The following is a 24,084-nucleotide window of genomic DNA, read 5'->3' as shown; positions in this document are numbered from 1 at the left end:
ACAATGACGGGGAGAGCCTCAAAAGCTCAATGGAATTTTTTTAAAAAGAAGACCCACTTAACCCGTTGTCGCAGCGGCAGACAAATGCTCTGGCATCGGGACATTGGCGCGATAGTGGGGATCAATCCAAGCTTTGGGGAGGGATTCCCCCGAAGGGAAAATAAGTTCAGCTTTCGGATAAAATTCCGGATCTTGCATTTCTTCCCCGGCATGGGCACGGGCCCAAACTTTCGTTTTGAACGGATCCCATAATTCAGGCAGGTTCAGCACTTCGATCAAGACCTGTTCTGGGGCGTGGTTGAGAAACATCGGAAACCTCCGTGGCAACTTCAAAGTGGTTGAGGTGCAGCAAGGCTCAGGCGTGTCTGGGATTTATCGACAAAATCTACGTCTCATTTAAGGTTAATCAGCTTAATATCTGGCCTAAGCCCAGGATTGATTAAGTAAAAGGCGATCGCCTTTCGGCAGCAGCTTTTATCTTATTTGCTAGGTCAAAAAGCAGAAAAATCGAGCGTTACTGCCCCCTAATCTACCTCTAGCATGGCATTTTCGCCGCTAAAACGCCGTGCTTTATGAATTTTTCTAACGGTTACAGCCCCGTATCTTGTTGATTCCCATCGACCCGAAACAAGCTCTACAATGGCAATACTTTGCTTAGAATGAGCCCATGACAAAGAGCGTCATCGAAATTTTATCCGCCGAAGAGATGCGTCGCACCATCACCCGTCTCGCCTCACAAATTGTCGAAAAAGCGGGGGATTTGACTGATTTAGCCTTGCTGGGAATCCATACCCGTGGTGTTCCCCTTGCTGAAAATATCGCCAGGCAAATTGAAACCCTCGAAGGCATTGCGGTGCCCGTCGGTGCCCTTGATATCACGTTTTATCGCGATGACCTCGACCAAATTCGGGTACGCACACCCTCAAAAACAGATATTCCCTTTGATCTGAATGGCAAGAATCTCGTCCTGATTGATGATGTGATTTATAAAGGTCGTACCATCCGCGCCGCCCTCAATGCCGTGAATGATTATGGTCGCCCGGAAGTGATCCGCCTAGCGGTTTTAGTGGATCGGGGTCACCGCCAACTGCCAATTCAGCCGGATTTTACCGGGAAAAAGCTCCCCACCGCCAAAGACGAAAAAGTTAAAGTTTATCTCCAGGATTTAGATGGCCGCGACGCTGTGGAACTGATCAAGTAGGCTCAAATAGGCAATAAAAAAAGGTGCATCAAAAGTTTTACGACACACCTGCTCGCTTTGTTTCAATACGAAATCCTAGTGGAGGAAATGGCGGGCACCTGTGAACATCATGATCAGCCCCAACTCATTAGCCGCCTTGATCGAATCTTCGTCCCGAATGGAACCACCCGGTTGAACGATCGCCTTAATTCCTGCTGCGGCCGCACTCCGTACCGAATCATCGAAGGGAAAGAAAGCATCACTGGCCAGATACGCGCCCTGGGCCTTTTCGCCCGCCTGTTCAAAGGCAATTTTTGCGGCACCGACTCGGTTCATCTGACCTGCGCCAACACCGACGGTAGTGCGATCCTTGGAAACAAGAATTGCGTTGGATTTAACGTGCTTGCAAAGCTTCCAGGCGAAGAATAATTCCGCGAGATCCGCTTCGCTGGGTTGCTTCTCCGTGACGCACTGCCAATCCTTGGGGTCTTCAATTTGAATGTCGGCATCCTGGGCTAAAAAGCCACCGGCGATCGCCTTTAGGGTTTGGGTCGGGCCAGTGAGCAGATCGGAGAGGGTTAAAACCCGCAGATTTTTCTTCTTCGCAATGATTTCTCTGGCTTCTGGGGTGCAGTCAGGGGCGACCACACATTCTAAAAAGACTTTCCCCATGGCTTCGGCGGTGGGGCCATCGAGGGGTTTATTTAGGGCGACAATGCCCCCAAAAGCAGACACAGAATCAGCGGCAAAGGCTTTTTCGTAAGCTTCTCGCAATGTCGAACCCAGGGCAACACCACAGGGATTAGTATGCTTGAGAATTGCGACGGCAGGATCGCCATCGGGGAATTCCGCAATGATCCGTCGTGCCGCTTCGAGATCCACGAGATTGTTGTAGCTGAGTTCCTTGCCCTGGAGTTTTTTAGCGGCGGCCCAACCACTAACTTGGGTGCCGGTCTTGTACCAAGTAGCCTTTTGGTGAGGATTTTCGCCGTAACGGAGGGTTTGGACGGCTTCCCCGCTGATCCCTAAGCGTTGGGGTAAGTCTGCTTCAGCATTCACGGTGCTAGCAAAATAGCTGGAAATGGCCTGGTCGTAGGCACAGGTGAGAGCAAAGGTTTCCCCGGCCATGCGTTGCCGGAATTCAATCGTGGCAGTGCCGCTGTTATTGCGCAGTTCCGTTAAATATTCGTCGTAATAGCGGGGATTAGAAATGACCGTAAGGCTCCCGAAATTTTTCGCCGCTGCCCGGAGCATTGCGGGGCCACCGATATCAATTTGTTCAACGGCTTCGGGAACAGTTACACCCGCTTTGGCAATGGTCTGCTCGAAGGGATAAAGATTTACCGCGACGAGGCTGAGGGGCCGAATATTATTGTCGTCTAAGTCTTGTAAATGTTCAGGGAAGTCCTGGCGAGCGAGGATGCCCCCGTGGATCTTGGGATGGAGAGTTTTCACACGGCCACCGAGGATTTCTGGGGAACCGGTGTAATCGCTGACTTTGGTGACGGGGACGCCTGCATCCTTGAGGGCTTTGGCGGTGCCGCCGCTACTGATGATGTCAAATTCAAATTCTTCTACGAGTTGCCGGGCAAATTCGACGATGCCAGTTTTGTCTGAGACGCTCAATAGTGCTAAACGACGTGCCATATCCGCGATTTCCTTATGTGAACCAGCGTCCCATCATACGCGATCACCTAAACTTTCTTCAAACGGTTACAAGGGTATCTGTCAGGAAGGATTAACACCCCTCAGCAGTGCGGCAACCCTGCACCCATTCGCTCATGCCCCCGGCAAAAAATTCCTTTTTCCAGATCGGGGCATTGTGTTTGATCGTATCAATGCCGTAGCGACAGGCGGCAAAGGCTTCGGCCCGGTGGGGACAACTAGCGGCAACCAGAACGCTAATTTCGCCGATTTCCAGCTTGCCGATGCGGTGGTGAATCACGACTCGATTTGTGTCGGGCCACTGTTGGCGGATGTCGTGGGCAATTTGTTGGAAAATGGCGATCGCCATCGGTTCGTAGGCTTGATATTCGAGATAATGGACAGCCTTGCCATCGCTGCGATTCCGGACGGTGCCACTCATCACCACCACGGCCCCACTACCGGGGTCTTCGGCGAGACGATACACCGCATCAAAGGAGAGGGGAGCAAAGGCGATCGCAAACTGATCGTGGGGATAGGTGGGGACGCGCATCGGGTTTCATCTAAAAGCTTATGCTAGTCTAAAGGACGGTTCTTTCTTGATGCAAAACGTCTATGGCTTCGCAACTCCGGGTTTTTGTGCCTGATCATCCCCTCCTCAAACATTGGTTGGCGATCGCCAGGGAAACCAATACCCCCACCCCCCTGTTTAAAACGGCCATGAAAGAACTGGGGAAATGGCTCACCTACGAAGCCTGTCGCTATTGGTTGCCCACCCTCGATGCCGCCGTTGAAACCCCCCTCGCCCAGGCCCCAGCCACCTTAATCCATCCCCAAACGCCGCTTATTGCAATTCCCATTCTGCGGGCCGGACTTAGTTTAATGGAAGGAGCCCAGGAGGTGATCCCCAACATTGCGGCCACCTACCACCTCGGCTATCGGCGGGACGAACAAACCCTTGAGGTGGCTTGCTATCTAAATAATTTGCCAGCGCAATTTGACCCAGAAACTCGCCTGCTGCTCCTCGATCCGATGTTGGCAACAGGGGGGACGATCACGGCGGCCATGGCTGAAGTGACAAAACGCGGCATTGCCATGGAGAATGTGCGCATTATTTCTGTGGTTGCTGCTCCACCAGCCCTCCAGAAACTGAGTTTAGACTATCCTGCCCTACAAATTTATACGGCGATGATCGACCAAGAACTGAATGATCAAGGCTTTATCGTGCCTGGTCTCGGGGATGCCGGCGATCGCACCTTTGGTACTCACTGACCTCTAACGCTGGCACGTCAGGAGACAAAAAATAAATCTCCAGGCAAGGGTCATTCCCTGGCAAAAATCTTTGCAAACTCACCCTAGTCAAGAGCGATCCCCAACCGTTAAGCTTAAAGTAGCACTGAGAAGAATCAAGGGTTTTGGTTTCCTATGAGTCAACGCGATGGATTTGGGACGGGGTTCCTGTTAGGCACTATTTTTGGTGGTGTTGTGGGGGGTATTGCCGGGGCGATCGCCGCTTCGAAAGTGAAAGACAATAATGCCCCGCGTCAGGCCCAGTGGTCAGAGGAAGAAGAACCTCTCAGCTTTGACACCGAAGAAGGGATGGAAATGGCCCGTCGCAGCCTGGAGAATAAGATTGCCCAACTGAATGGTGCCATTGACGATGTCCGCCAACAAATGACGGTATTACATCCCCACAATGGTCAGGAGCCATTGAACCCCAATTCTTGATATCCGTACCCAAGCAATTCTGCAACATCGGTTAAGATGAACGACAAAGACCCCATTGTCAGGTCTTCAGTTTTTTATACGGTAACAGGAACATGGCAGCCGAACTATTACGAGTCAGCCTCGGAAACTTTATCCAGATTTATCTTCTGCTTCTCATTGTCCGCATTCTTCTCAGTTGGTTTCAGACCGCAGATTGGGCAATGCAAGTGATGGGTTTTCTGAGCCCTGTGACCGACCCCTACCTTAACCTGTTCCGTTCGTTTATTCCGCCCCTCGGTGGGCTGGATCTATCCCCCATTGTGGCAATTTTCTTGCTCCAAGCCGTTGGTGGCGTCCTGGGCGGCGGTGCTTTATTCTAAAGGTTTTAAAATTTTTGGCGATCGCCCCCCTATTGTGATTTTTTCCAGTCGGGGGGATTGGCTTTGGTCCCTTTTTAAGGCTTTTTCCACAAAAACAGTTCTTTTTCCACAAAAAAACGAAAGTTTTCCACAAGAAACCCGGCCAAATCTTAAGGAAATATAAAGAATCTCTTTGGCGATCGCCAACATCATCTAGGAAAAATTGACTGAGGGGAGATAAATGTTGAAATATTTTTTGCGCGACAAAAAGCAGTGAATTTTTCGGAACGTTTCTTAAGAACATTAAAGCAAGATTGAGACTAATCGCGCTCTCCCAATATCCTTAAGGGAAGTAAGTGTATGGAGAGGCTGCGTGAAAGAAGGATTTGAAGAAAAAGTTCAAGAACTGTATCAACTGGCAAAGGAAAAACCAGAGGATCAAGCATTTCAAGACGCCATTGAGGTAATTAAATCCCTGCGAATTTCTCGGGGTGCCCTCCAAAGTTGGACGGAGAAATACAGAGACCAAATAGAAATCCTGGAAACGGATATCGACACCCTAGAAGGACAATTGGTCTTAAAGAGCGATGAAAAAATCCAACTTGAGCGTCAACTCGATGCGGCTAACCAGGAGATTACAACTTTAATTCAGAATTTAGAAAGAACCACCATCAAAAAAGACCGACTCTACTCAGAACTGAGACAAATGGAACAAGAAGCCTATGCCGTGGCGGAGAGGGTGAGACAAACCAATTCAATCTTCGGTAAATTCCAGGCTGTATGGCAATTTTTACAACTGATCTTCTTTGAAGATGACCCGAAGGATCCAGGCACCATCGATTTGAATCCTGAAGCAGACCCAGAGAAACCACAAATGGGATCAGGGATCGCCAATACTCAAAGAAGTCTCTTGGATAAATAAGTAGGAAGATAGCCATGTCCAGATTTAGTCGCATCATTGATGAATTAGAAGAATTAGACAAGCAAAGCTTAAAAAATACAGCCCGCGTTTTTGCAATCACTGCTGGTTTGTATGAACGCCTACGCACAATTGTTGAGGCTCAAAAAGATTTGGGAGAACCTTATGCTTTATCTGGAAACAAAAAGATAGACCAAAAGTTGTTGCAAGCCCGCTATGGCACCTATGATAAGTGTTACCAAATCTATAAACAAACCTACGGCATCACTTGCCAGAGAGGGTGGAAAAATTTGGTGCCTTTGGTTGAAAAACTGCCGCTGCCCCAGACGATGGAAGAAAGAGTAGAACAACTAGAAAACACGGTAAAAGTTCTCTCTGAAGCGATTCTGGAGATGACCACCCAGTAGTCTTCATCAAGAAAAAAATAGTGGCGATCGCCTAATCTTTATGAGCAATTTGAATTTATTTATCTGTTTCTTTTGTAGAGCTCTTTAGTTTCATTTAATCTGATAAACTTTGCAACTCATCAGCAATCAGATTTTGCCACTCTTCATCACAGTGAGTATTTAAGTGAATTGATGAAACGAGAAGTTCCGATAAGATTTTTCCGCGTTGGCGATCGCTCAAGTCAGAGAGTTGTAATTGATGAATGAGAGAAATGACCTGTTGACACTCCTCTTGAAGCTCTAAAAGCAGTTTATTTAATGTTTCATTTTGAGTGTTGATTTTCTTTTCAGCAAGTTGCATTAGCTTCTCCCTAATCTTCTGAGTGCACGTTGGATACCTTTTTGAAAAGCTTGAATCTCTTTTTTCCAATGGTGGATTAAACCTTGATCTGGAAAATCTTTTGCCAACTCTTGATTTATTTTGTCCTGATGCTCTTGGATTCTCGCTTCCAAGGAGGCGATCGCCTTTTTGAAATGTTTTTTGCCCATAAACAGAAAGGTGAGCCATTTCTGACTCACCCCAATTATAAAATTAGATTTATTTATTTCGCACCAACAGGCATACCGAGAAGATCCTCAATCTTGGGCATATCTTCGAGGGCAATCACGCGACCCTCATCCTCAAAGCCATCAATCTCATTGAAGTTAAGGTAACGATACAGATCACCCTTAAACGGATCAATCTTTTCAGAAACGATCGCCTGATATTCTTCCACCGTGGGAATCTTGCCGAGGAGCGCACAAACCGCTGCCAACTCCGCCGAACCAAGGTACACCTGTGCGCCTTTACCCATCCGGTTATTGAAGTTCCGGGTTGAAGTGGAGAAGACCGTTGCATTATCTTCAACGCGGGCTTGGTTCCCCATACAAAGAGAACAGCCGGGCATTTCCGTCCGTGCCCCTGCCGCCGCAAAGACACCGTAAACCCCTTCATCCCGGAGTTGCTTCTCATCCATCCGCGTGGGCGGACAAATCCAGAGACGACCTTTAACAACACCCGCCCCTTCCAGGATTTTCGCCGCTGCGCGATAGTGACCAATATTCGTCATACAGGAACCGATAAAGACCTCATCAACCTTGTCTCCGGCACATTCAGACATCAGTTTGACGTTATCAGGATCGTTCGGAGCGGCAACAATGGGCTCTTTGATCTCGCTTAGGTTCACCTCGATCACATCCGCATATTCCGCATCAGAGTCCGCCGACATGAGAGAAGGATTGGCGAGCCATTCTTCCATCTTCGCAATGCGGCGCAGCAGAGTCCGGGCATCGGAATAACCACGGGCGATCATGTTTTTCATGAGAACCACATTAGACCGCAGATATTCCGCCACAGTTTCTTCGCTGAGTTTAATCGTCGAACCAGAACAGGAACGCTCAGCAGTCGCATCGGTCAATTCAAAGGCTTGCTCTACCTTGAGATCCGGCAGACCTTCCATTTCCATGATCCGACCATTGAAAACATTCACTTTGTTCTCTTTGCCGACGGTCAATTTACCCTGTTGCATCGCTACCCAAGGAATCGCATTGACAATATCGCGGAGGGTGACGCCGGGTTGCAGCTCACCCGTAAATTTCACGAGGACAGACTCTGGCATATCAAGGGGCATCACACCCAATGCCGCTGCAAAGGCCACCAAACCAGAACCCGCCGGGAAAGAAATCCCCAAGGGGAAACGGGTATGGGAGTCACCACCAGTTCCCACGGTATCGGGCAATAACATCCGGTTTAACCAAGAGTGAATAATGCCATCACCGGGCTTGAGGGCAACACCACCACGGGTCGCAAAGAAGTCGGGCAGTTGCTTGTGGGTAACGACATCAACTGGCTTCGGATAGGCGGCAGTATGACAGAAGGTTTGCAGGGTGAGATCCGCATTGAAACCGAGACAGGCCAACTCTTTCAACTCATCGCGGGTCATGGGGCCAGTGGTATCTTGGGAACCCACGGTGGTCATGATCGGCTCGCAGGATGTCCCAGGGCGAACCCCTTCTAAACCGCACGCTTTACCCACCATTTTTTGTGCCAAGGTAAACCCTTTGTGGGTATCTTCGGGCAGGGAGGGACGTACAAATAGTGTTGTCGGTTCGAGTCCGAGGGCTTCACGGGTTTTGTCAGTCAGCGCCCGACCAATCAGCAAAGGAATTCGGCCACCCGCTCGCACTTCGTCGAGGATTGTTTCGGGCTTTAGTTCAAAGGTGGAGATCGTTTCGCCCGCTTCGTTGGTAATTTTGCCTGCGTAGGGATGAATGGTGATCACATCGCCTGTTTGGAGCTTGCTGACATCACACTCAATGGGCAGCGCACCGGAGTCTTCAGCGGTATTGAAGAAAATGGGGGCGATCTTACCGCCAAGGATATAACCCCCTGCTTTTTTGTTGGGGACAAAGGGAATTTCGTGGCCGAGGTGCCAAAGTACGGAGTTGATCGCCGATTTCCGAGAGGAACCGGTACCGACCACATCACCGACATAGGCAACGGGATGACCTTTTTGCTTCAGTTCGGCAATGGTTTCTAACCCCTCTGGCATTTTCGATTCCAACATTGCGAGGGCATGGAGGGGAATGTCGGGGCGAGTTGTAGCGTGGGGCGCCGGAGAAAGGTCATCGGTATTGGTTTCACCGGGAACCTTAAAGACAGTAACAGTGATCGCCTCGGGAACTTTGGGCTTACCGATAAACCAAGCGGCTTCTGCCCAAGCATCGATCACTTGTTTGGCGTAGGAGTTGGTATCGGCGAGTTCGAGGACATCGTTAAAGGCATCAAAAACCAACAGAGTTTTGCTGAGGGCGGTGGCGGCGGCACTGGCAATGTTGCTGTCGGGGGATTTGAGGAGTTCCACCAGGGATTGGACGTTATAGCCACCTACCATGGTGCCCAGAAGATCCACTGCGCCCTGGGGACTGATCAGGGGACAGGTAATTTCTTTTTTGGCGATGCCTGTGAGGAATCCGGCTTTGACATAGGCGGCTTCATCGACACCGGGGGGCACGCGATCGCGCAGTAAACTCAGCAGTTCTTCTTGTTCTGCTGCGGGGGGATTTTTGAGGCGATCGCAGAGTTCGGAGGTTTGTTCTGCGGTTAGAGGTAAAGGGGGAATTCCTAATTGGGCGCGTTCGGCGGCGTGTTTGCGGTAGGCTTCTAGCATAGGGAGATCTATCGGTTATCTAACGTTTTAGATACTCTATTGTAATGCCCGCTGTAATGGCGCTATGGGTGAACAATCTCAGTCTTGGATTGTCCATAGAAGTAACGGAAAGCTGGGCTGTTTAAAGAATTTTTTGGAGCAAACGGTAAATCAGGGTAAACAAGGCGATCGCCGCCACCAAGCCCGCCCCAACCAAAATAGCAATCATTGCCAGGGTGGTAAATTCCACGGTTTGCACCAGGAAAAAAGCCGCCCCCAGGGTAATGGCGCCGAGGATCACCATTTCCTTCAGTTCGAGGATGCGTCGGGCGATCGCCAAAATAATTAACCCCATGGCCGCCCCCCAAACGCCCATGCCCACATTGCCCGCGAGGAAAGTCCCCACAAGGGGCATCAATAACACCCCCTCAAAGCCCGTAAACCCCACCCCAATCAAGAGTGGCACTACAGAACTAGTGGCGGCTTGGCTCCCAGTCGGTGCTTTCGCGGGAGGTGGTGTTTTTTTAGGTGGCGCAAGGGGGGCCTGTTTTTGTTGTTTAGGGGATTTTGCTGGGGCCGGAGGCTGTACCTTTGTGGCTGAAGCGGCAGGTCTCGCAGAGGCTTGTTGCTGGGTAGGCAAGTCTAAAAGCTGGAGGGCCACCTGGGCAGATTTTGGGCGATCGCCTGGAGTCGATTCCAACATCAAATCCAAAAGCGCCCCAAAGCGCGGTTCAATTTTTTGGATAAATTTGCGCCATTGCCATTTATTTTGATACCCATCAAACAATGTTTCCGGCGTTTCCCCCGTGAGCAATACAATGCAAGTGACTGCCAACGCATAGAGATCTGTCGCTGGATAAACCTGCGCCCCTCGCATCTGTTCCGGTGGTGCATAGCCCGGTGAATAAATCCCCGTCGAACGTTGGGACGCACTGGCCGCCCCCGCCCCTGCCGTGACCTCCTTGACTGCCCCAAAGTCCAGCAGATAGAGTTCTCCGTCCACATGGCGCATGATATTTGACGGTTTGATATCCCGGTGGATCGTGCCCTGGTCATGGACAAAGGCCAAGACCTTTAGCATCGACATAAAAATTTCTTTAACTTCCGTCTCCGGCAATTTGCCCCGTTCCGCTAATTCTTGGTCTAGATCTTTCCCCTCGATGTACTCTTGCACGAGATAAAAATACTGGGCCGTTCCCTGGCCCTGAGGTTGCGGCACGATCAACGGAAAAAAGGCAAACAAATCGGGGATTTGGGGATGACGGTTGCCGATTCGTTCTAAAACATGGGCCTCCCGTTCAAATAATTCCTGGGCCATAGCCAACTGCTGATCATCTAAATTTCCCATGGGCTGGAACTGCTTCACCACGCACAGGCGCATGGTCGGCGTATAGCGATCGCGCGCCAAAAAAGCCGTCCCAAAGCCCCCCTGACCGAGAAGTTTTTGGGGAAGGTAGCGGCCACCCAAAATTAAATGCATCCCGCAACTGGTGCAATACTTCTGCTGGGCTGTTTTTAGGTGGGTTGGATCATCGAGATCACTAAAATGATTTTGGGGATGGTGACATCCGGGACGGGTGCAGAGGATCTCCATGCCAAGGTTTAAAAATGAGGTGAAAAAAGAGCGTCAATTTGCCCCCCATCCTAACAGAGAACCCTTTAGTAGAGTTCGTATTTCAGCAGGCGGCATTCCAAGCCACCGTTATAGACCACAAAGCGCCGCGATGCCCGCAGCCCGACCCGTTTCGCCAATTCTGCATTGCCCGTAAGAATATAGCCCGTCCAGCCCTTAAATCGCTGTTTGAAAATATCGCCAATGCGTTTATAAAGCAGTCCCAAATCTTCATCGGCACCGAGACGATGGCCATAGGGCGGATTGCAGATAATCACGCCACGGTCGGCGGGGGCTTCTACTTGTTCTAATTCCCGACAAGCCAGTTGGATATGGTCGGCAACCCCACAATTTTCCGCATTCGTCCAGGCCTGTTGAATCACTTCTTGATCGCGGTCTTGGCCAATGATTGGCTGTTGCAGTTGGTCTTTGGTCGCATATTCGGCCTCGTTGAGGAGAGTTTGCCAAAGCTCAGCATCAAAATCCTGCCAATGCTGAAACCCAAAATCCCCCTGGAAGAGACCGGGGGCAAAGTTTAAACTTTTTAGGGCTGCTTCGATGACAAAAGTGCCAGAACCACAGAGGGGATCAACCAGAGGCAGATCCGGTGTCCATTCGGCGAGATCCAGGAGACCAGCCGCAAAATTTTCCTTGAGGGGTGCTTTTCCCATGGCGGGCCGATAACCCCGACGGTGCAAACTGTGACCGGAACTGTCGAGGCTAAGGGTACAGCGATTGTCCCGAATGTGGGCATTGATCAAGACGTCAGGATCTTCGACATTGACACTGGAGCGATCGCCAAATTGATCCCGCTGTTGATCGATGATCGCGTTTTTCACTTGGAGGGCCGTGAAATGGCTGTGATTGAGATTTTTATTTTTACCGGTACAGGTGACGGCAATGGTTTGGTTGGGGACGAGGTATTCAGACCAGTCAATGCTTTGCACACCGCGATAGAGTTCCTTCGCCGTAAATGCTTTGACTTTTCTAATTTGCACCAACACCCGAAACGCTAACCGTGACCAGAGATTAACCTTGTATAACAATTGGCGATCGCCTTGAAAAGAGACCCCGCAATATTCTGTTTTCACCACCTGGGCACCGAGGTTTATCAGTTCCTGGGCCGCAAGCTCTTCGATGCCCTGGGCTACCGTTGCAAAATAGGTTTGCATTCTATATCTGTCGCCTGAAATTGTTTGCCGGAAAGATTATCCCCCAGTGTAAGGGATGGGGCGATCGCCTTTTTCCTAATCCGAATTCGGTAGGATAGAACATACCATCACCCAGCACGAGGGACGATTTTATGACCGTTGCCACGAGCCGACCCGTCCTCACCGAAAGCCAAAGCTTAATCCTCCCTGGCCGCTACAGTTGGGAAGAATTCCAGGCGATCCAAACGGCGATCGGTCAAGCTGCCAGCCTGCGGATCACCTACCTAGACGGAGTAATTGAACTGATGACCCTGGGGGAATACCACGAATCCATCAAAACCATTATCGGCTTTCTCGTAGAACTATATTTGTTTAGTCAAGGTATCGAATTTTATCCTGTCGGGAGTGCCCCCCGTGTCTCGCGAGAAAAATCCGTTTCCTTTGAACCAGATGAATCCTATTATCTCGGTGAACAAAAAGAGCATCCCGATCTCGCCATTGAAGTCAATGTCACCAGCGGTAGTCCCCAGAAACTCGAAAAATATCAACGCCTCGGCATTCAGGAAGTTTGGCTGTGGCAAGCGGAAAAATTTTCAATTTATGTCCTCGAAGAAAATACCTACCAAGCTTTACCCAAAAGTAAATTGTTGCCAGATCTTGACTTTGAACTGTTGGCAAAATGTGTGTTGATGTCGTCGCGATTAGACGCAATCCAGACCTTTACGGCCCAATATCCCCAGAAATAATCAATCCAGATGCCAAATGGGGTTTAAATCGAGTTCAAAGCCTAATAAAACTTGTTCCCCAGAAAGACAATCCGGTTGCTCTAGAATCTCTGGGGCTTGGTTTTCTCGATAAATTTCTACCCGCTCCGTGGTCGGATCAATCAGCCAGCCTAATTTTGCGCCATTATCTTGATATTCTTGCATTTTTTCTTGGAGGGTTTGGAGGCGATCGCTCGGAGAACGAATTTCCACAACAAAATCTGGACAGAGGGGCGGAAACTTCGCTTTTTCGGTAGCGGTGAGGGCATCCCAACGCTGACGGCTTACCCAGGCGGCGTCTGGAGAACGATGGGCACCATTGGGCAACTTAAAGCAAGTCGAAGAATCAAATGCAACGCCTTGTTGATTTGTTGTACTCCATATTTCCAGGCGGGCAGAGAGCTTAATATTGCGTCGTCCAGTTTCTCCGCCCGTCGGTGGCATGATAATTAGTTCTCCTTGGGTACTGAGTTCAAAACGGCAGTCCGGATTGTTTTGGCACAACTCGAAGAATTGTTCGCCATTGAGTCGCCATGTATCGGGAAGACTGAGGGTAAAATTCATTGCGCTAGACCCCATCGACAGAAAATTTTGTCTGCATCCAGCTTAGCTTGTCTGTTTCAGAAAAAGGCGATCGCCTATTCTGCTATTTCTTTCAACTCGGCAAAGCGTAACTTTGCGGATCGTGCCCGGGGATTTTGGTTAATTTCCGTTTCACTGGCAACCATTGGCTTTTTTGTTAGAACCCGCCAAATGTCCCGCTGCCGGAAGGCATTTTTGACGAGACGATCTTCTAAACTATGGAAACTAATAATCCCTAATCGGCCTTGGGGTTTAAGCCATTGGGGGGCATTGACTAATAGATATTGCAGCGCATCGAGTTCACCATTGACGGCAATACGTAATGCTTGAAAGACCCTTGTTGCCGGATGAATTTTCGCTTTTCTGGCCTTGGGATGATAGGTATAAAACACAATTTCTTCTAATTCTTTGGTTGTCTGAATCGGGCGTTTCATGACTATTTTTTTCGCAATTTGTCGTGACAATCGTTCATCACCATACTCATAGAATAAATTCGCCAACGCCTTTTCCTCATAGGTGTTGACAATATCCGCCGCTGTTAATGTCTGTTGTTGATCCATGCGCATATCCAAGGGGGCATCAAAACGAAAACTAAAGCCGCGATCGCCTTGATCAAATTGCACCGAACTCACCCCAAGATCAGCGATAATCCCATCAAATTTTTCTCCTTGGGGATTATATTCGCCAAAATTTGACCGCACCGCCCGGAAGCGATCGCCAAAGGATTTTAATCGTTCTGACGCCGCGGCGATCGCCTGGCTATCCCGGTCTACCCCCGTCACCCGCACATCGGGATATTGTTGCAAAATCAATTCTGTATGGCCACCTCCCCCCAGGGTTACATCGAGGTAATGCCCCCCTGGTTTTACTCCCAAGCCCGCTATCAACTCTTCTCGCAACACCGAAATATGCTTAAACTCTGCCGCCATGAATCCATCCAATAAAAAACAAAATCCCCCTATCACTGAGGGGGAACCCAAGGGCGATCGCCACAGGACATTACATCCCCATAATTTCGTAGCCAGAATCCACATAGAGCACTTGACCCGTGACCCCACTCGAAAGATCACTACAGAGGAACGCCGCCGCATTACCCACTTCCTTTTGGGTTACAGTTCGGCGCAAAGGAGCCGTTGCTTCCACGTGATGAATCATATCGAGAATGCCACCCACCGCCGAGGAAGCCAAAGTCCGGATCGGGCCAGCCGAAATGGCATTCACACGAATATTACTGGGGCCGAGGTCTGCCGCTAGGTAACGCACACTCATTTCAAGGGCCGACTTTGCCACACCCATCACATTGTAATTGGGGATGACTTTCACCCCACCCAAATAAGTCAGGGTCACAATGGCGCCCCCTTCGGTCATCACGGTTTTCGCCCCCCGCGCCAAACGCGTTAAAGAATAGGCACTAATGTCAAGGGCCGTATTAAACCCATCCCGTGAAGTATCACTAAAATCACCCGTCAAATCTTCGCGGTTCGCAAAGGCAAGACAGTGGATCAAAATATCTAACTTGCCCCACTCTTTTTTGACAGACTCAAACACTTGATCCACCTGGGCATCATCCTGCACATTACAGGGGAGGAAAAGAGAAGGGTTGAGGGGCGCCACAAGCTCACCTACTTTTTTCTCAAACCGTCCCTTATCATCGGGGAGATAGGTAACCCCAATATTCGCCCCGGCGGCATGTAATTGTTGGGCGATCCCCCAGGCAATGGACTTATTATTTGCAATCCCAGTGACTAGGGCATTTTTTCCGGTTAAATCAAGCATATGGGTTCTCAAAAAGTATAAAAAATTAAAGCCAAGAAGCCAGCGTATATTATCTTCGCGCTCTGGTGACTCCGATGCAAACGGCTACTTTAGGGCAAATCAGGGAAAATTCTGCAAAATGCCTGGGAACTAACCCAGAAATCCATAATTATTTTGAAGCAAAAAGTACAAAATACTATACCAGAGTAAGATTTAGTTTAAGGGGAATGCTCATGGTCTCTGCACACTGAGCGCTGATATTTCACCCATCACGGTGGGGAACTGTTGCCCAACAGAATCTATGATGTACAACCCTGATTTCAACCAACCTCCTTTCTCTTCTGCCAATCCAGTGCCTGAACTACCTGCGACTCAAATTACAGACCTTGCGACAGCGTTTCGTCAGTTTCACAGTGGCCCCTTCCCACCTGTTGTGGAGAACTATGACCGGGGCAAGACGATCTTTTTTCCGGGGGACCCAGCGGAACGGGTTTATTTTCTTCTGAAAGGGGCTGTCCGGCTGTCTCGGGTCTATGAAGCGGGGGAAGAAATTACGGTGGCCCTACTCCGGGAGAATAGTGTCTTTGGGGTTTTATCGCTACTCACGGGACAAAAGTCGGATCGCTTTTACCATGCAGTGGCTTTTACCCCTGTAGAACTGTTATCGGCTCCCATTGAGCAGGTGCAAAAGGCGCTTAATGAGCACCCAGAATTGGCGATGTTAATGCTAAAGGGGCTGTCGTCACGGATTTTACAAACGGAGATGATGATTGAAACCCTGGCCCACCGGGATATGGGATCACGTCTGGTGAGTTTCTTGTTAATTCTCTGTCGAGATTTTGGGGTGCCGACCGATGAGGGGATTCGCATTGATCTCAAACTGTCCCACCAGGCGATCGCCGAAGCAATTGGTTCTACACGGGTGACAGTAACGCGCCTCCTGGGAGAACTCCGGGAACAGGACATGATTTCGATTTATAAGAAAAAAATTACCGTCCATGACCCCGTAAACCTGAGTCAACAGTTCGCTTAACGCTAAAGTAGAGAAGTCATACTTGTGTGTTTGGATGTCACCTTTTTGTTAAATGACCAGTGCTTTTGTACTAATCTTTTCAGTTTTAATCTTGGGGGGCATCCTGGCGGCACTGGGCGATCGCCTTGGTAGTAAGGTCGGCAAAGCGCGGCTTACATTATTTAATCTGCGGCCAAAACAGACGGCGGTGGTCGTCACGGTCATGACGGGGACAGTGATCGCCGCCAGCACCTTGGGGTTATTGTTTGGCTTGAGCAAGTCCTTGCGCCAGGGAGTTTTTCAGTTGGACGAAATCCTCGCCCAGCGGCGGCAAGAGTTGATGGATGTGACGGCGGAAAAGGAAAAGATTGAAAAAGAGTTACAGGCCGCGAGGGACGATCGCCTAGAAGCAGAACAAGATTTACAAGAAATTGAAGCAAAATTTGAAACGGCCCAAACGCAACTGGCGGGTTTTCGGGAACAGGCCAGCGAACTTCAGGCTGATATTAATGCGCTCACCACAGAGCAAACGACCTTGCGGCAACAGCGCGATCGCCTCCAGGCCCAAAGTGAAACCCTCCGCGCCCAACTTAACCAACAAAACACCATTGTTGAGGAACGCTCCCAGCAGATCGAAGCCCTAGAAGCCCAACAAAGTGAGCTCCAAGCCGAGATCAACCAGCGCGATGGTCGCATTGCCCAACTCGACCAGGCGATCGCCCAAAAGGATCAAGTGCTCACGGGCCTAGAAAATCAGATTGGCTCCCTAGAACAGCAAATTGATATCCTTGAAGCCAACTACATCAATTTCCGGAGTGGGAATGTCGCCCTCACGACAGGGCAAGTTTTAGCCTTTGGGGTGGTGCGGATTATTGATCCCAAAGCAGCCAGCCAAGCCGTTGATCAGCTGCTCCGGGAAGCGAATCGCAACGCGATCATTGCCACCGGAGGCGTTAATCCTGACTTTGAGGCGCGGGTGGTGCAAATTACCAATGCCCAAGTGCAACAACTCCTAGGGCAAATTGCCGATGGTCGGGACTACGTGGTGCGCCTCCTGGCAGCGGGGAACTACCTCCAGGGGGAAGGTTCCGTCCAAGTATTTGCGGATGTGACTTTAAATGAGCAGGTTTTTCGTGCCGGGGAAGTGATTGCCACTTTGTCCCTAGAGGAGCTCAGTGTGCAAAATCCTAGTGCCGCCCGGCGTCCAGTGGATTTTCTGTTGGGGGCAGCGCAATTCCGGGCGCGGCGAGCCGGGGTTCTCGGAGATATCCAGGTTAAAGATGGCAATGTCGGTCACATTATCAATTTTGTCGAAGCCCTCAATAATGCGCCAGAACCCGTGACAGAAATTCGGGCGATCGCCATCGAAAATGGTTTTACGGCTGGCCCCCTCCGCTTAGAATTAGTGGGCCTCAGTAACGGTAGAATCGTCATCAGACAATAGGATTAAAAGAGTACATGAGCGTTTATCTTGGGTTTGACCCAGGCCGTGACAAATGTGGCCTTGCGGCGCTGGATGACCAAGGGCAATTGTTGAACCACGGCGTCATTGCAGCGGATCAAGCGCCCAACATCGCGAAAGAATGGTGCCAAAGGTATGGTGTTTCCCTGGTGGTCATGGGCAATCAAACGACGGCTAAAGAATGGCATCAAAAGCTCACGGCTGTTTTGCCCCCAGCCATGGCGATCGCCTTTATAAATGAACGCAATAGTACCCTCGAAGCCCGCGATCGCTATTGGCAGATGTATCCGCCCAATTTGTTCCAGAGATTGCTCCCCCAGGGAATGCGCTTACCTCCCCGACCGATTGACGATATCGTGGCGATTTTATTGGTCGAACGCTATCTCAACCCAGCCTAAACAGCAAAAAAGATGGGCCAGAATCCGACCCATCTCGACGATTGGGGTGTGAGCTTAACCTAGAGTTTCGCGAAGTTGCTGTTTGGCAGTGTGGAGGGCTTCGGGTAATTTGCTGGCATCCCGTCCCCCGGCTTGGGCCAGGTTCGGACGACCACCGCCGCCACCACCGCAGAGTTTAGCAATGCCGCCGATAAATTTACCAGCTTGTACTTTTTTGCCTTTGTAAATCCCTTCGCTAAAGGCGGCCACCAGGGAAACCTTGCCGTCTTCTGGGGTTGACCCTAAGACCACTGCTGCCTCACCCAGTTTTTGCTGGAGCCGTTCAGCTGCAGTTTGGAGGGCCTTGGCATCGAGATCGCCCATATTTTCCACGAGGATCTTAAATTCGCCGACAGTTTCCGCTTGGTTCACGAGGGCTTCGGATTTGGCGATCGCCAGCTCACCTTTGACCTTTTCTAATTCCTTTTGGGTGTTGCGCAGTTCCGCCTGGATATTTTCTACCCGTTCGGTGATTTCTTCCGGTTTGGCTTTAAATTTATCGCCGAGGTCTTTGACCACCTGATCGCGCACCTTGAGGTATTCCAGTACCGCTGGGCCAGCCACAGCTTCAATGCGGCGGATCCCAGAAGAAATGCCCGTTTCAGAAATGATTTTGAACAGGCCAATTTCAGCGGTATTTTTCACGTGGGTGCCACCACAAAGCTCCATGGACACCCCAGGAAAATCCACAACTCGCACTTCTTCGCCGTACTTTTCACCGAACATGGCCACGGCTCCCTTCGCTTTGGCCTCAGCAATGGGCATCACTGCCACTTGGCCTTCGTGGGCTTCAGCAATCCAAATATTGATTTGGGCCTCAATTTGGGTCAATTCGGCAGCGGTTAACGCCCTGGGGCAATTAAAGTCAAACCGCAGGCGATCAAAGTCCACTAAAGAACCCGCCTGGGAAATGGAGTCATCCACAATGTTTTTTAGGGCTGCTTGCAATAAATGGGTTGCGGTGTGATTCGCCTGGGCGCGACGACGACAGGCCCGATCAATGGTGGCATTAACTGTGTCGCCGACCGTTAAACTGCCCCGCTCTACTTTGCCATGGTGGACAAAGAAACCCGACTCTTTCTGGACATCGTTAATGCGGACGACGAGTTGATCGCCAGAGAAATAACCGCGATCGCCAATTTGTCCCCCAGACTCTGCGTAGAAAGGTGTTTGGTTACAAATCAGTTGCACCACTGCCCCGGCTTCGGCGGTTTCTACCCGGTGGCCATCCACGAGAACGGCTTCAATTTTGACCTGGGATTGCAGATCCGTATAGCCTAAAAAGGCTGTGGGGTGGATGTGTTCAGCCAATTCATCAAGGCTGCCTTGGACGGTGAGGTCAATGGTTTCATGGGCGGCTTTGGAGCGTTCCTGCTGCTTTTTCATCTCCGCTTGATAGCCTTCAGCATCAACCGTTAAACCGTTCTCTTCGGCAATTTCTTGGGTGAGTTCAAAGGGGAACCCAAAGGTATCGAATAGCGTAAACGCATCGACCCCAGAAATTTGTTTTTCTTCCTTGGCGATAATATCTGCGAGAAGTTTTTCGCCCCGTTCGAGGGTCTTGAGGAAATTGTTTTCTTCCCGCTCCAATTCCTGTTTAATGAAACTTTCCCGTTCGCGGGTGTTGGGATAGGCGGCCTCTGAGAGTTGAATCGCTGTTTCTGCCACCTGGTTAATAAAATTCCCGTCAATGCCGATCAGTCGACCGTGACGCACAACCCGTCGAATTAAGCGCCGCAATACGTAACCCCGATCGGTGTTAGAAGCGGTAATCCCATCGGCAATCATGTGGACGACAGAACGCACATGGTCACCAATCACTTTTAAGGAAACCTTTGTTTTTTCGTCGGCTTTTTCGTAGTGAATCCCGGCAGCTTTGGCGGCCGTTTCAATAATTGGAAAGATCAGATCTGTTTCGTAATTGTTGGGCACCCGTTGGAGGATTTGCGCCATGCGCTCCAAGCCCATTCCCGTATCAATATTTTTGTTTTGTAGGGGTGTTAAATGACCTTCGGCGTCGCGGTTATATTGCATAAAGACGAGGTTGTAATACTCGATAAACCGAGTATCGTCCTCTAGGTCAATGTTGTCATCGCCGAGTTCTGGCTTGAAATCGTAATAGAGTTCAGAGCAAGGCCCACAAGGCCCCGTTGGCCCGGATTTCCAAAAATTATCTTCTTCTCCCATGCGAATGATGCGTTTGGGATTCACACCGACCTTGTTACGCCATATTTCAAAGGCTTCATCATCTTCGCGGAACACGCTGACGACAATATTTTTCGGGTCAAGCTGAAACACTTCCGTAGACAGTTCCCAGGCCCAGGCGATCGCCTGCTCTTTGAAATAATCCCCGAAGCTAAAATTCCCCAGCATTTCAAAGAAAGTATGGTGCCGGGCGGTGCGGCCCACATTTTCGATGTCATTGGTGCGGATACATTTCTGGGAGGTAGTAGCGCGGGGGCTGGGGGCGTCCTGCTGACCGAGGAAAATCGGCTTAAACGGCAACATTCCCGCAATGGTGAGGAGTACCGTCGGGTCTTCCGGCACCAAGGATGCACTGGGGAGAATGGGGTGTTGCCGCTGGTTGAAAAACTCTAGAAATTTTGACCGAATTTCACTTCCGCTCAGGACAGGAGGCACACTAGACATAGGATTTACGAAAAATTTTTGCGCTACAAACTTTACTGTCTGTATTGTGACATTCTTTGCGGTGGATTCTTGGGAAAAACCTCAGAATCAGGCGATCGCCCCAGGAACTTTTGTGCTTCCAAAAGGCGATCGCCCCTATGCAAGCAGTTTGTCAACAGATACCGTCACGTCGGGAAAACGAAGAGGGGAGATTAGGCCTGTCTTTAGCGTCTGCTCTGTCGTGTAGGAAGCATTTTGGAGATCTTTAAAGACGATTAACTGGTGATGCTGTAAGTCAATTACCCAATATTCTTGAATCCCAGCTTCTGCGTAAATGCTTTTCTTTTCGGTTAAATCTTTTGTGAGCGTGGCTTGGGCACATTCAATAAGCCAAAAAATATTTTCAGGGTGGGGGTGATGGTTCAGGTATTCCCGTCCCAAGGGCTGCACGATCGCCACATCGGGTTCCGGTTCAGAATTATCCGGCAACGTAATGGGATGGGCTTCACTGACTAGGGCGCGATCGCCCAATAATCCTTGTAAATAGTGACTAATACTACGGGTGTAATAAGCATGGGGTTCTCGCTCTGGCGCCATGACAACTAAATTACCTCGGAGTAACTCCACCGCTTCATCAACAAAGAGACCCGCCTCAATTGCTTGATGGTAGTTTGCTATTGTCCACTTGTAGGTTGCCAGAGTCATCGGTGTTTAATCTCTGCGTTCTGTTTTGATTGTAGCTGGTACTTTAATCTCCACTTATAAATATTGAGGGCGATCGCCCCAGGAACTTTCGTGCTTCCAAAAGGCGATCGCCCAAGTTGATCTTAAGTTTTGAGTCAGAGATTAAGCGGACTGGATTTTTGCGTCCTGTTGACCGCTTTGCAGGAGTTTAATGATTGCTGATTTTTCCAGCAGTCCGACGAGGGTGCCGTTGGTTTGGATAACCGCCAGGGCTTGTAGACCCTGTTGTTCAAGTTTGGCGGCCACATCTAGGAGGGACAAATCAGACTGGACTTGATTTTCCGCAGGCACAGATTTGATGAAATCACGCACCTGATTGTGGGGCCAGTCATTGGTGGGTACGGCGCGAAGAACATCAAGGTGCACTTCACCGAGCAGTTGACCTGTTTCGTCCTGGACTAAGAAGCGTTTCCACTGGTTACCAGAACGGATGGCACTGTTTGCTAAATCCCGTAGCGTCGTTTCTGCGGAGATAATCGGACTGTCTTTAACCACTGCATCAGCGGCCGTTAAGCCAGAGAGGGCTGATTGAATGGTGGCAGATTGGGCAGAACGACCCGCATTTTGAAGTAAGAACCAACCAATGATCAGCGTCCAGAAGCTACCCACATTAGAAATACCAAGGATAGATAATGCACCGAGAATGATCGCTGTCCAACCGATAAACTGACCAACACGGCTAGCCCAGATGGTTCCGGTAAAACGGTTCCCTGTTAATTTCCAGACAATAGATTTAAGGACATTACCACCATCAAGGGGAAGACCTGGAATCATGTTAAAGGTGGCCAAGATTAGGTTGATGTAAGCCAACAATCCGGCGATCGCCGCTGGCGGCCCACTCAGGACACCACTGCCTGTTAAGAGAAAGAGTGCGATAAAGAGAGCCAAACTCACAAGCGGCCCTGCTACAGCAATCCAGAATGCACCACCGGGCGTTTTCGCTTCCTCATCAAGGTTGGCGAGTCCCCCGAAGAGAAATAGGGTAATGGAGTTGACGCCAATTCCCTGGCGAATCGCTGCATAACTGTGGCCTAACTCGTGGAGTAACACAGAGGCAAACAGGAGCAAACCTGCTACCAATCCTAAAATTAAGGCGTTAATGCCGAGGCCTGGAAACTGGGACGACAGGCCGCCGCCAAAGTTCAGGGTGACGAGTACCAGAACAATGAACCAAGAAATATTGATGTAGAAGGGGATGCCAAATAAATTCCCCACACGAAAATTGCCGTTCATAAATGAACCTCCCGAATCGTTGCTGAGGCCCAAAAAGACTTACGTTTAGCGCTATTGAAAACCTTTTTGTCCGCTTTCATTGCTTACATTGTAACAAAATGTAAAGTGCTTACTTTACTCACTGGGTAGTGAAACCCGCCGTTTTGGGTTCGGTTCACTCGGAATTGCTTGCTTTTGATGGTACTGGTTGAAAGAAAGGCGATCGCCTCTACAAAAACAAAATTGTCACCCAATTCAACAATGCTTAGACTTAATTTAATAGGTTTTGTGAGGGACGAAGAAAAGGATAATCTTGGGGAAAATCTACATCATATTCAAGTTGCATATTGGCCGCAGCTTCCTGATAACAATCTAAATAAATTTCTTCGAGTAAATTACTTAAACTGGGGGAATCTGCTAATAAATCTTTAAGTTTTGATTGAGTTCTGCGAATCGTCCCCTCCCAACCGCGATAACATTCTGGCATGGGGACATAGTGGCGTTTTAAAAGATGCTCAAACAAAGTAATTAAGCGATTTTTCAGCTCTCGCTTTTCCCGTTTCCCCAAAGATTCTACCTCGTCGATTAAATGCTCTAAATCTAATGCCGAGAAATTTTGGGTTTTGAGTTGTTCAACAGTCTTCTCGATCCACAGCACAAAGTCATGATCATAAAGTACTTTGTCCATCTCCATGAACCTCCTCAAAATGCCTCTCTAATCATCATAACGATAAACCCTAATTTGCATAGCATAGAATAGTGAAGTCATTCCTTGAGATTGGGCGATCGCCTCATGAAAACATTGATTCATCTCAAAATCGAGAAACGTCACGAAGCAGGACAGGACTACTATTTGGCGACCAGTGAGGATGTACAAGGTTTAGTCGCCGAGGGGCAAACCATTGAGGAAGTGATTGAAATTGCCAGTGATTTAGCAAAAATGCTGATTGAACTGCATCAACAAGTTGTGATGAATATGGCTTGATTTTTTTGAAAGAAAAGTTTTTTTTGAGTTATATAATCATTAGGAGAAAAACAAAAGTTATTCAATTATTCTTCTCCCTTATCAATCCTATCCCAATCGATTGCTTCAATAACTTCTTCAATGGAATCCGAGCAAGTTCCAAAAACGAACCATTTTCCTTCTAAAGTTACTACATTACAGCTATAGCGTTGAGATCCACCCTCATCTAAAATCTGCACATACGCTGGATAAGATTGCCCATCTGGCGTAGAACGCAGCACCTGAAACGTTGTTACGTGTGCAACTTCTGCATTTGCTGTTTCGCTAATGATGTCCAAAACTCGATTAATATCCATAAAATTCTTCTCCGTAAGTAGT

27 protein-coding genes are annotated in these 24,084 nt (G+C 49.3%); 11 read left to right on the top strand and 16 right to left on the bottom strand.

The annotated features are described in order from the left end of the window. Window positions 1-57: 57 nt before the first annotated feature. A complete protein-coding gene (locus AWQ23_RS08675) occupies window positions 58-309 on the bottom strand; it encodes a hypothetical protein (protein WP_062434491.1) in 252 nt (83 codons plus the stop codon). Between the two features lie 358 nt (window positions 310-667). On the opposite strand from AWQ23_RS08675, the gene pyrR reads away from it, so the two are divergent. Further along, window positions 668-1,201 (top strand): bifunctional pyr operon transcriptional regulator/uracil phosphoribosyltransferase PyrR, encoded by a 534-nt coding sequence (gene pyrR / locus AWQ23_RS08670; RefSeq protein WP_062434488.1) that lies wholly within the window; start codon window positions 668-670, stop codon window positions 1,199-1,201. 75 nt (window positions 1,202-1,276) lie between these two features. On the opposite strand, the gene purH is transcribed toward pyrR, so the two are convergent. Next, window positions 1,277-2,827: a bifunctional phosphoribosylaminoimidazolecarboxamide formyltransferase/IMP cyclohydrolase gene (purH, locus tag AWQ23_RS08665; protein WP_062434485.1), complete on the bottom strand. Its 1,551-nt coding sequence runs from the start codon at window positions 2,825-2,827 to the stop codon at window positions 1,277-1,279. A gap of 91 nt (window positions 2,828-2,918) precedes the next feature. Beyond that, on the bottom strand, window positions 2,919-3,377 hold the full coding sequence (locus AWQ23_RS08660; protein WP_062434482.1) for a molybdenum cofactor biosynthesis protein MoaE: 459 nt from the start codon (window positions 3,375-3,377) through the stop codon (window positions 2,919-2,921). A gap of 62 nt (window positions 3,378-3,439) precedes the next feature. On the opposite strand from AWQ23_RS08660, the gene upp reads away from it, so the two are divergent. The 3 genes from upp to AWQ23_RS08645 all read left to right on the top strand — a co-directional run bounded on the left by upp (window position 3,440) and on the right by AWQ23_RS08645 (window position 4,911). Further along, a complete protein-coding gene (gene upp / locus AWQ23_RS08655) occupies window positions 3,440-4,096 on the top strand; it encodes a uracil phosphoribosyltransferase (protein ID WP_062434479.1) in 657 nt (218 codons plus the stop codon). A gap of 153 nt (window positions 4,097-4,249) precedes the next feature. After that, window positions 4,250-4,552, top strand: coding sequence for a hypothetical protein (locus AWQ23_RS08650; protein WP_062434476.1), 303 nt, complete (start codon window positions 4,250-4,252; stop codon window positions 4,550-4,552). A 92-nt stretch (window positions 4,553-4,644) separates the two neighbouring features. Continuing rightward, window positions 4,645-4,911, top strand: coding sequence for a YggT family protein (locus AWQ23_RS08645; protein ID WP_012307299.1), 267 nt, complete (start codon window positions 4,645-4,647; stop codon window positions 4,909-4,911). On the opposite strand, the gene AWQ23_RS16005 is transcribed toward AWQ23_RS08645, so the two are convergent. Then, window positions 4,903-5,103 carry a hypothetical protein gene (locus tag AWQ23_RS16005; protein WP_157072208.1) on the bottom strand — a complete coding sequence of 67 codons (201 nt, stop codon included), beginning with the start codon at window positions 5,101-5,103 and terminating at the stop codon, window positions 4,903-4,905. The genes AWQ23_RS08645 and AWQ23_RS16005 overlap by 9 nt on opposite strands. Window positions 5,104-5,263: 160 nt before the next feature. On the opposite strand from AWQ23_RS16005, the gene AWQ23_RS08635 reads away from it, so the two are divergent. After that, entirely contained in the window at window positions 5,264-5,812 is a 549-nt protein-coding gene (locus tag AWQ23_RS08635; protein WP_062434470.1) for a hypothetical protein, read from the top strand. A gap of 14 nt (window positions 5,813-5,826) precedes the next feature. Next, window positions 5,827-6,216, top strand: coding sequence for a hypothetical protein (locus tag AWQ23_RS08630; protein ID WP_062434467.1), 390 nt, complete (start codon window positions 5,827-5,829; stop codon window positions 6,214-6,216). Between the two features lie 94 nt (window positions 6,217-6,310). Here the strand turns inward: AWQ23_RS08630 and AWQ23_RS16330 are convergent, their stop codons facing one another. The 4 genes from AWQ23_RS16330 to AWQ23_RS08605 form a co-directional block, all read right to left on the bottom strand. Next, window positions 6,311-6,763 (bottom strand): hypothetical protein, encoded by a 453-nt coding sequence (locus AWQ23_RS16330; RefSeq protein ID WP_232308877.1) that lies wholly within the window; start codon window positions 6,761-6,763, stop codon window positions 6,311-6,313. A gap of 34 nt (window positions 6,764-6,797) precedes the next feature. Continuing rightward, window positions 6,798-9,404: a bifunctional aconitate hydratase 2/2-methylisocitrate dehydratase gene (acnB, locus tag AWQ23_RS08615; protein WP_062434462.1), complete on the bottom strand. Its 2,607-nt coding sequence runs from the start codon at window positions 9,402-9,404 to the stop codon at window positions 6,798-6,800. A 121-nt stretch (window positions 9,405-9,525) separates the two neighbouring features. After that, on the bottom strand, window positions 9,526-10,977 hold the full coding sequence (locus AWQ23_RS08610; protein WP_062434459.1) for a serine/threonine-protein kinase: 1,452 nt from the start codon (window positions 10,975-10,977) through the stop codon (window positions 9,526-9,528). Between the two features lie 65 nt (window positions 10,978-11,042). Continuing rightward, entirely contained in the window at window positions 11,043-12,167 is a 1,125-nt protein-coding gene (locus AWQ23_RS08605) for a class I SAM-dependent RNA methyltransferase (RefSeq protein WP_062434456.1), read from the bottom strand. A 131-nt stretch (window positions 12,168-12,298) separates the two neighbouring features. Here AWQ23_RS08605 and AWQ23_RS08600 point away from each other — a divergent pair, with 131 nt between their 5' ends. Next, window positions 12,299-12,892: a Uma2 family endonuclease gene (locus AWQ23_RS08600; protein WP_062434453.1), complete on the top strand. Its 594-nt coding sequence runs from the start codon at window positions 12,299-12,301 to the stop codon at window positions 12,890-12,892. On the opposite strand, the gene AWQ23_RS08595 is transcribed toward AWQ23_RS08600, so the two are convergent. The 3 genes from AWQ23_RS08595 to fabI all read right to left on the bottom strand — a co-directional run bounded on the left by AWQ23_RS08595 (window position 12,893) and on the right by fabI (window position 15,268). Beyond that, the gene (locus AWQ23_RS08595) at window positions 12,893-13,474 is read right to left on the bottom strand and encodes a Uma2 family endonuclease (protein ID WP_062434448.1); all 582 of its coding nucleotides are present in this window, start codon (window positions 13,472-13,474) and stop codon (window positions 12,893-12,895) included. A 74-nt stretch (window positions 13,475-13,548) separates the two neighbouring features. Continuing rightward, window positions 13,549-14,421, bottom strand: a complete 873-nt coding sequence (rsmH, locus tag AWQ23_RS08590) for a 16S rRNA (cytosine(1402)-N(4))-methyltransferase RsmH (RefSeq protein ID WP_062434445.1) — start codon at window positions 14,419-14,421, stop codon at window positions 13,549-13,551. A 70-nt stretch (window positions 14,422-14,491) separates the two neighbouring features. Beyond that, on the bottom strand, window positions 14,492-15,268 hold the full coding sequence (fabI, locus tag AWQ23_RS08585; RefSeq protein ID WP_012307288.1) for an enoyl-ACP reductase FabI: 777 nt from the start codon (window positions 15,266-15,268) through the stop codon (window positions 14,492-14,494). 280 nt (window positions 15,269-15,548) lie between these two features. Between fabI and ntcA the strand changes: the two genes are divergently transcribed. Genes ntcA through AWQ23_RS08570 form a run of 3 tightly spaced genes read left to right on the top strand, consistent with a single transcriptional unit; the run spans window position 15,549 to window position 18,119 of the window. After that, window positions 15,549-16,280: a global nitrogen regulator NtcA gene (ntcA, locus tag AWQ23_RS08580; RefSeq protein WP_232308876.1), complete on the top strand. Its 732-nt coding sequence runs from the start codon at window positions 15,549-15,551 to the stop codon at window positions 16,278-16,280. Window positions 16,281-16,332: 52 nt separating this feature from the next. Continuing rightward, the gene (locus tag AWQ23_RS08575; protein ID WP_062434442.1) at window positions 16,333-17,703 is read left to right on the top strand and encodes a DUF3084 domain-containing protein; all 1,371 of its coding nucleotides are present in this window, start codon (window positions 16,333-16,335) and stop codon (window positions 17,701-17,703) included. Between the two features lie 14 nt (window positions 17,704-17,717). After that, complete coding sequence (locus AWQ23_RS08570) at window positions 17,718-18,119, top strand: pre-16S rRNA-processing nuclease YqgF (RefSeq protein WP_062434439.1); 402 nt, start codon at window positions 17,718-17,720, stop codon at window positions 18,117-18,119. Window positions 18,120-18,173: 54 nt separating this feature from the next. Here AWQ23_RS08570 and alaS read toward each other — a convergent pair whose 3' ends face one another. The 4 genes from alaS to AWQ23_RS08550 all read right to left on the bottom strand — a co-directional run bounded on the left by alaS (window position 18,174) and on the right by AWQ23_RS08550 (window position 23,436). Continuing rightward, a complete protein-coding gene (alaS, locus tag AWQ23_RS08565; RefSeq protein ID WP_062434436.1) occupies window positions 18,174-20,807 on the bottom strand; it encodes an alanine--tRNA ligase in 2,634 nt (877 codons plus the stop codon). A 135-nt stretch (window positions 20,808-20,942) separates the two neighbouring features. Further along, a complete protein-coding gene (locus tag AWQ23_RS08560) occupies window positions 20,943-21,491 on the bottom strand; it encodes a Uma2 family endonuclease (RefSeq protein ID WP_062434433.1) in 549 nt (182 codons plus the stop codon). Between the two features lie 141 nt (window positions 21,492-21,632). After that, window positions 21,633-22,763: a site-2 protease family protein gene (locus tag AWQ23_RS08555; RefSeq protein WP_062434426.1), complete on the bottom strand. Its 1,131-nt coding sequence runs from the start codon at window positions 22,761-22,763 to the stop codon at window positions 21,633-21,635. 250 nt (window positions 22,764-23,013) lie between these two features. After that, window positions 23,014-23,436, bottom strand: a complete 423-nt coding sequence (locus tag AWQ23_RS08550) for a DUF29 domain-containing protein (RefSeq protein ID WP_062434423.1) — start codon at window positions 23,434-23,436, stop codon at window positions 23,014-23,016. Between the two features lie 99 nt (window positions 23,437-23,535). Here AWQ23_RS08550 and AWQ23_RS08545 point away from each other — a divergent pair, with 99 nt between their 5' ends. Further along, window positions 23,536-23,727 (top strand): type II toxin-antitoxin system HicB family antitoxin, encoded by a 192-nt coding sequence (locus AWQ23_RS08545; RefSeq protein ID WP_062434420.1) that lies wholly within the window; start codon window positions 23,536-23,538, stop codon window positions 23,725-23,727. A 65-nt stretch (window positions 23,728-23,792) separates the two neighbouring features. Here AWQ23_RS08545 and AWQ23_RS08540 read toward each other — a convergent pair whose 3' ends face one another. After that, window positions 23,793-24,062, bottom strand: coding sequence for a hypothetical protein (locus AWQ23_RS08540; protein WP_062434417.1), 270 nt, complete (start codon window positions 24,060-24,062; stop codon window positions 23,793-23,795). Window positions 24,063-24,084 lie beyond the last annotated feature (22 nt).

The sequence above is a fragment of the Picosynechococcus sp. PCC 73109 genome (genome assembly GCF_001521855.1).
Taxonomy (GTDB): domain Bacteria; phylum Cyanobacteriota; class Cyanobacteriia; order Cyanobacteriales; family MRBY01; genus MRBY01.
The sequence above is the reverse complement of the archived record's forward strand: the minus strand, read 5'-3'. Positions and strand labels throughout refer to the sequence as shown.

Excerpts from the sequence above, each read along its gene's own strand:
- acnB (WP_062434462.1), bottom strand. The coding sequence starts at position 9,404 with ATGCTAGAAGCCTACCGCAAACACGCCGCCGAACGCGCCCAATTAGGA.
- AWQ23_RS08555 (WP_062434426.1), bottom strand. The coding sequence starts at position 22,763 with ATGAACGGCAATTTTCGTGTGGGGAATTTATTTGGCATCCCCTTCTAC.
- rsmH (WP_062434445.1), bottom strand. The coding sequence starts at position 14,421 with ATGGCGGCAGAGTTTAAGCATATTTCGGTGTTGCGAGAAGAGTTGATA.
- AWQ23_RS08550 (WP_062434423.1), bottom strand. The coding sequence starts at position 23,436 with ATGGAGATGGACAAAGTACTTTATGATCATGACTTTGTGCTGTGGATC.
- ntcA (WP_232308876.1), top strand. The coding sequence starts at position 15,549 with ATGATGTACAACCCTGATTTCAACCAACCTCCTTTCTCTTCTGCCAAT.
- AWQ23_RS08545 (WP_062434420.1), top strand. The coding sequence starts at position 23,536 with ATGAAAACATTGATTCATCTCAAAATCGAGAAACGTCACGAAGCAGGA.
- AWQ23_RS08660 (WP_062434482.1), bottom strand. The coding sequence starts at position 3,377 with ATGCGCGTCCCCACCTATCCCCACGATCAGTTTGCGATCGCCTTTGCT.
- AWQ23_RS08610 (WP_062434459.1), bottom strand. The coding sequence starts at position 10,977 with ATGGAGATCCTCTGCACCCGTCCCGGATGTCACCATCCCCAAAATCAT.
- AWQ23_RS08650 (WP_062434476.1), top strand. The coding sequence starts at position 4,250 with ATGAGTCAACGCGATGGATTTGGGACGGGGTTCCTGTTAGGCACTATT.
- AWQ23_RS08675 (WP_062434491.1), bottom strand. The coding sequence starts at position 309 with ATGTTTCTCAACCACGCCCCAGAACAGGTCTTGATCGAAGTGCTGAAC.
- AWQ23_RS08570 (WP_062434439.1), top strand. The coding sequence starts at position 17,718 with ATGAGCGTTTATCTTGGGTTTGACCCAGGCCGTGACAAATGTGGCCTT.
- alaS (WP_062434436.1), bottom strand. The coding sequence starts at position 20,807 with ATGTCTAGTGTGCCTCCTGTCCTGAGCGGAAGTGAAATTCGGTCAAAA.
- purH (WP_062434485.1), bottom strand. The coding sequence starts at position 2,827 with ATGGCACGTCGTTTAGCACTATTGAGCGTCTCAGACAAAACTGGCATC.
- AWQ23_RS08595 (WP_062434448.1), bottom strand. The coding sequence starts at position 13,474 with ATGAATTTTACCCTCAGTCTTCCCGATACATGGCGACTCAATGGCGAA.
- AWQ23_RS08560 (WP_062434433.1), bottom strand. The coding sequence starts at position 21,491 with ATGACTCTGGCAACCTACAAGTGGACAATAGCAAACTACCATCAAGCA.
- AWQ23_RS16005 (WP_157072208.1), bottom strand. The coding sequence starts at position 5,103 with ATGATGTTGGCGATCGCCAAAGAGATTCTTTATATTTCCTTAAGATTT.
- AWQ23_RS08645 (WP_012307299.1), top strand. The coding sequence starts at position 4,645 with ATGGCAGCCGAACTATTACGAGTCAGCCTCGGAAACTTTATCCAGATT.
- pyrR (WP_062434488.1), top strand. The coding sequence starts at position 668 with ATGACAAAGAGCGTCATCGAAATTTTATCCGCCGAAGAGATGCGTCGC.
- AWQ23_RS08600 (WP_062434453.1), top strand. The coding sequence starts at position 12,299 with ATGACCGTTGCCACGAGCCGACCCGTCCTCACCGAAAGCCAAAGCTTA.
- upp (WP_062434479.1), top strand. The coding sequence starts at position 3,440 with ATGGCTTCGCAACTCCGGGTTTTTGTGCCTGATCATCCCCTCCTCAAA.
- AWQ23_RS16330 (WP_232308877.1), bottom strand. The coding sequence starts at position 6,763 with ATGGCTCACCTTTCTGTTTATGGGCAAAAAACATTTCAAAAAGGCGAT.
- fabI (WP_012307288.1), bottom strand. The coding sequence starts at position 15,268 with ATGCTTGATTTAACCGGAAAAAATGCCCTAGTCACTGGGATTGCAAAT.
- AWQ23_RS08540 (WP_062434417.1), bottom strand. The coding sequence starts at position 24,062 with ATGGATATTAATCGAGTTTTGGACATCATTAGCGAAACAGCAAATGCA.
- AWQ23_RS08575 (WP_062434442.1), top strand. The coding sequence starts at position 16,333 with ATGACCAGTGCTTTTGTACTAATCTTTTCAGTTTTAATCTTGGGGGGC.
- AWQ23_RS08605 (WP_062434456.1), bottom strand. The coding sequence starts at position 12,167 with ATGCAAACCTATTTTGCAACGGTAGCCCAGGGCATCGAAGAGCTTGCG.
- AWQ23_RS08630 (WP_062434467.1), top strand. The coding sequence starts at position 5,827 with ATGTCCAGATTTAGTCGCATCATTGATGAATTAGAAGAATTAGACAAG.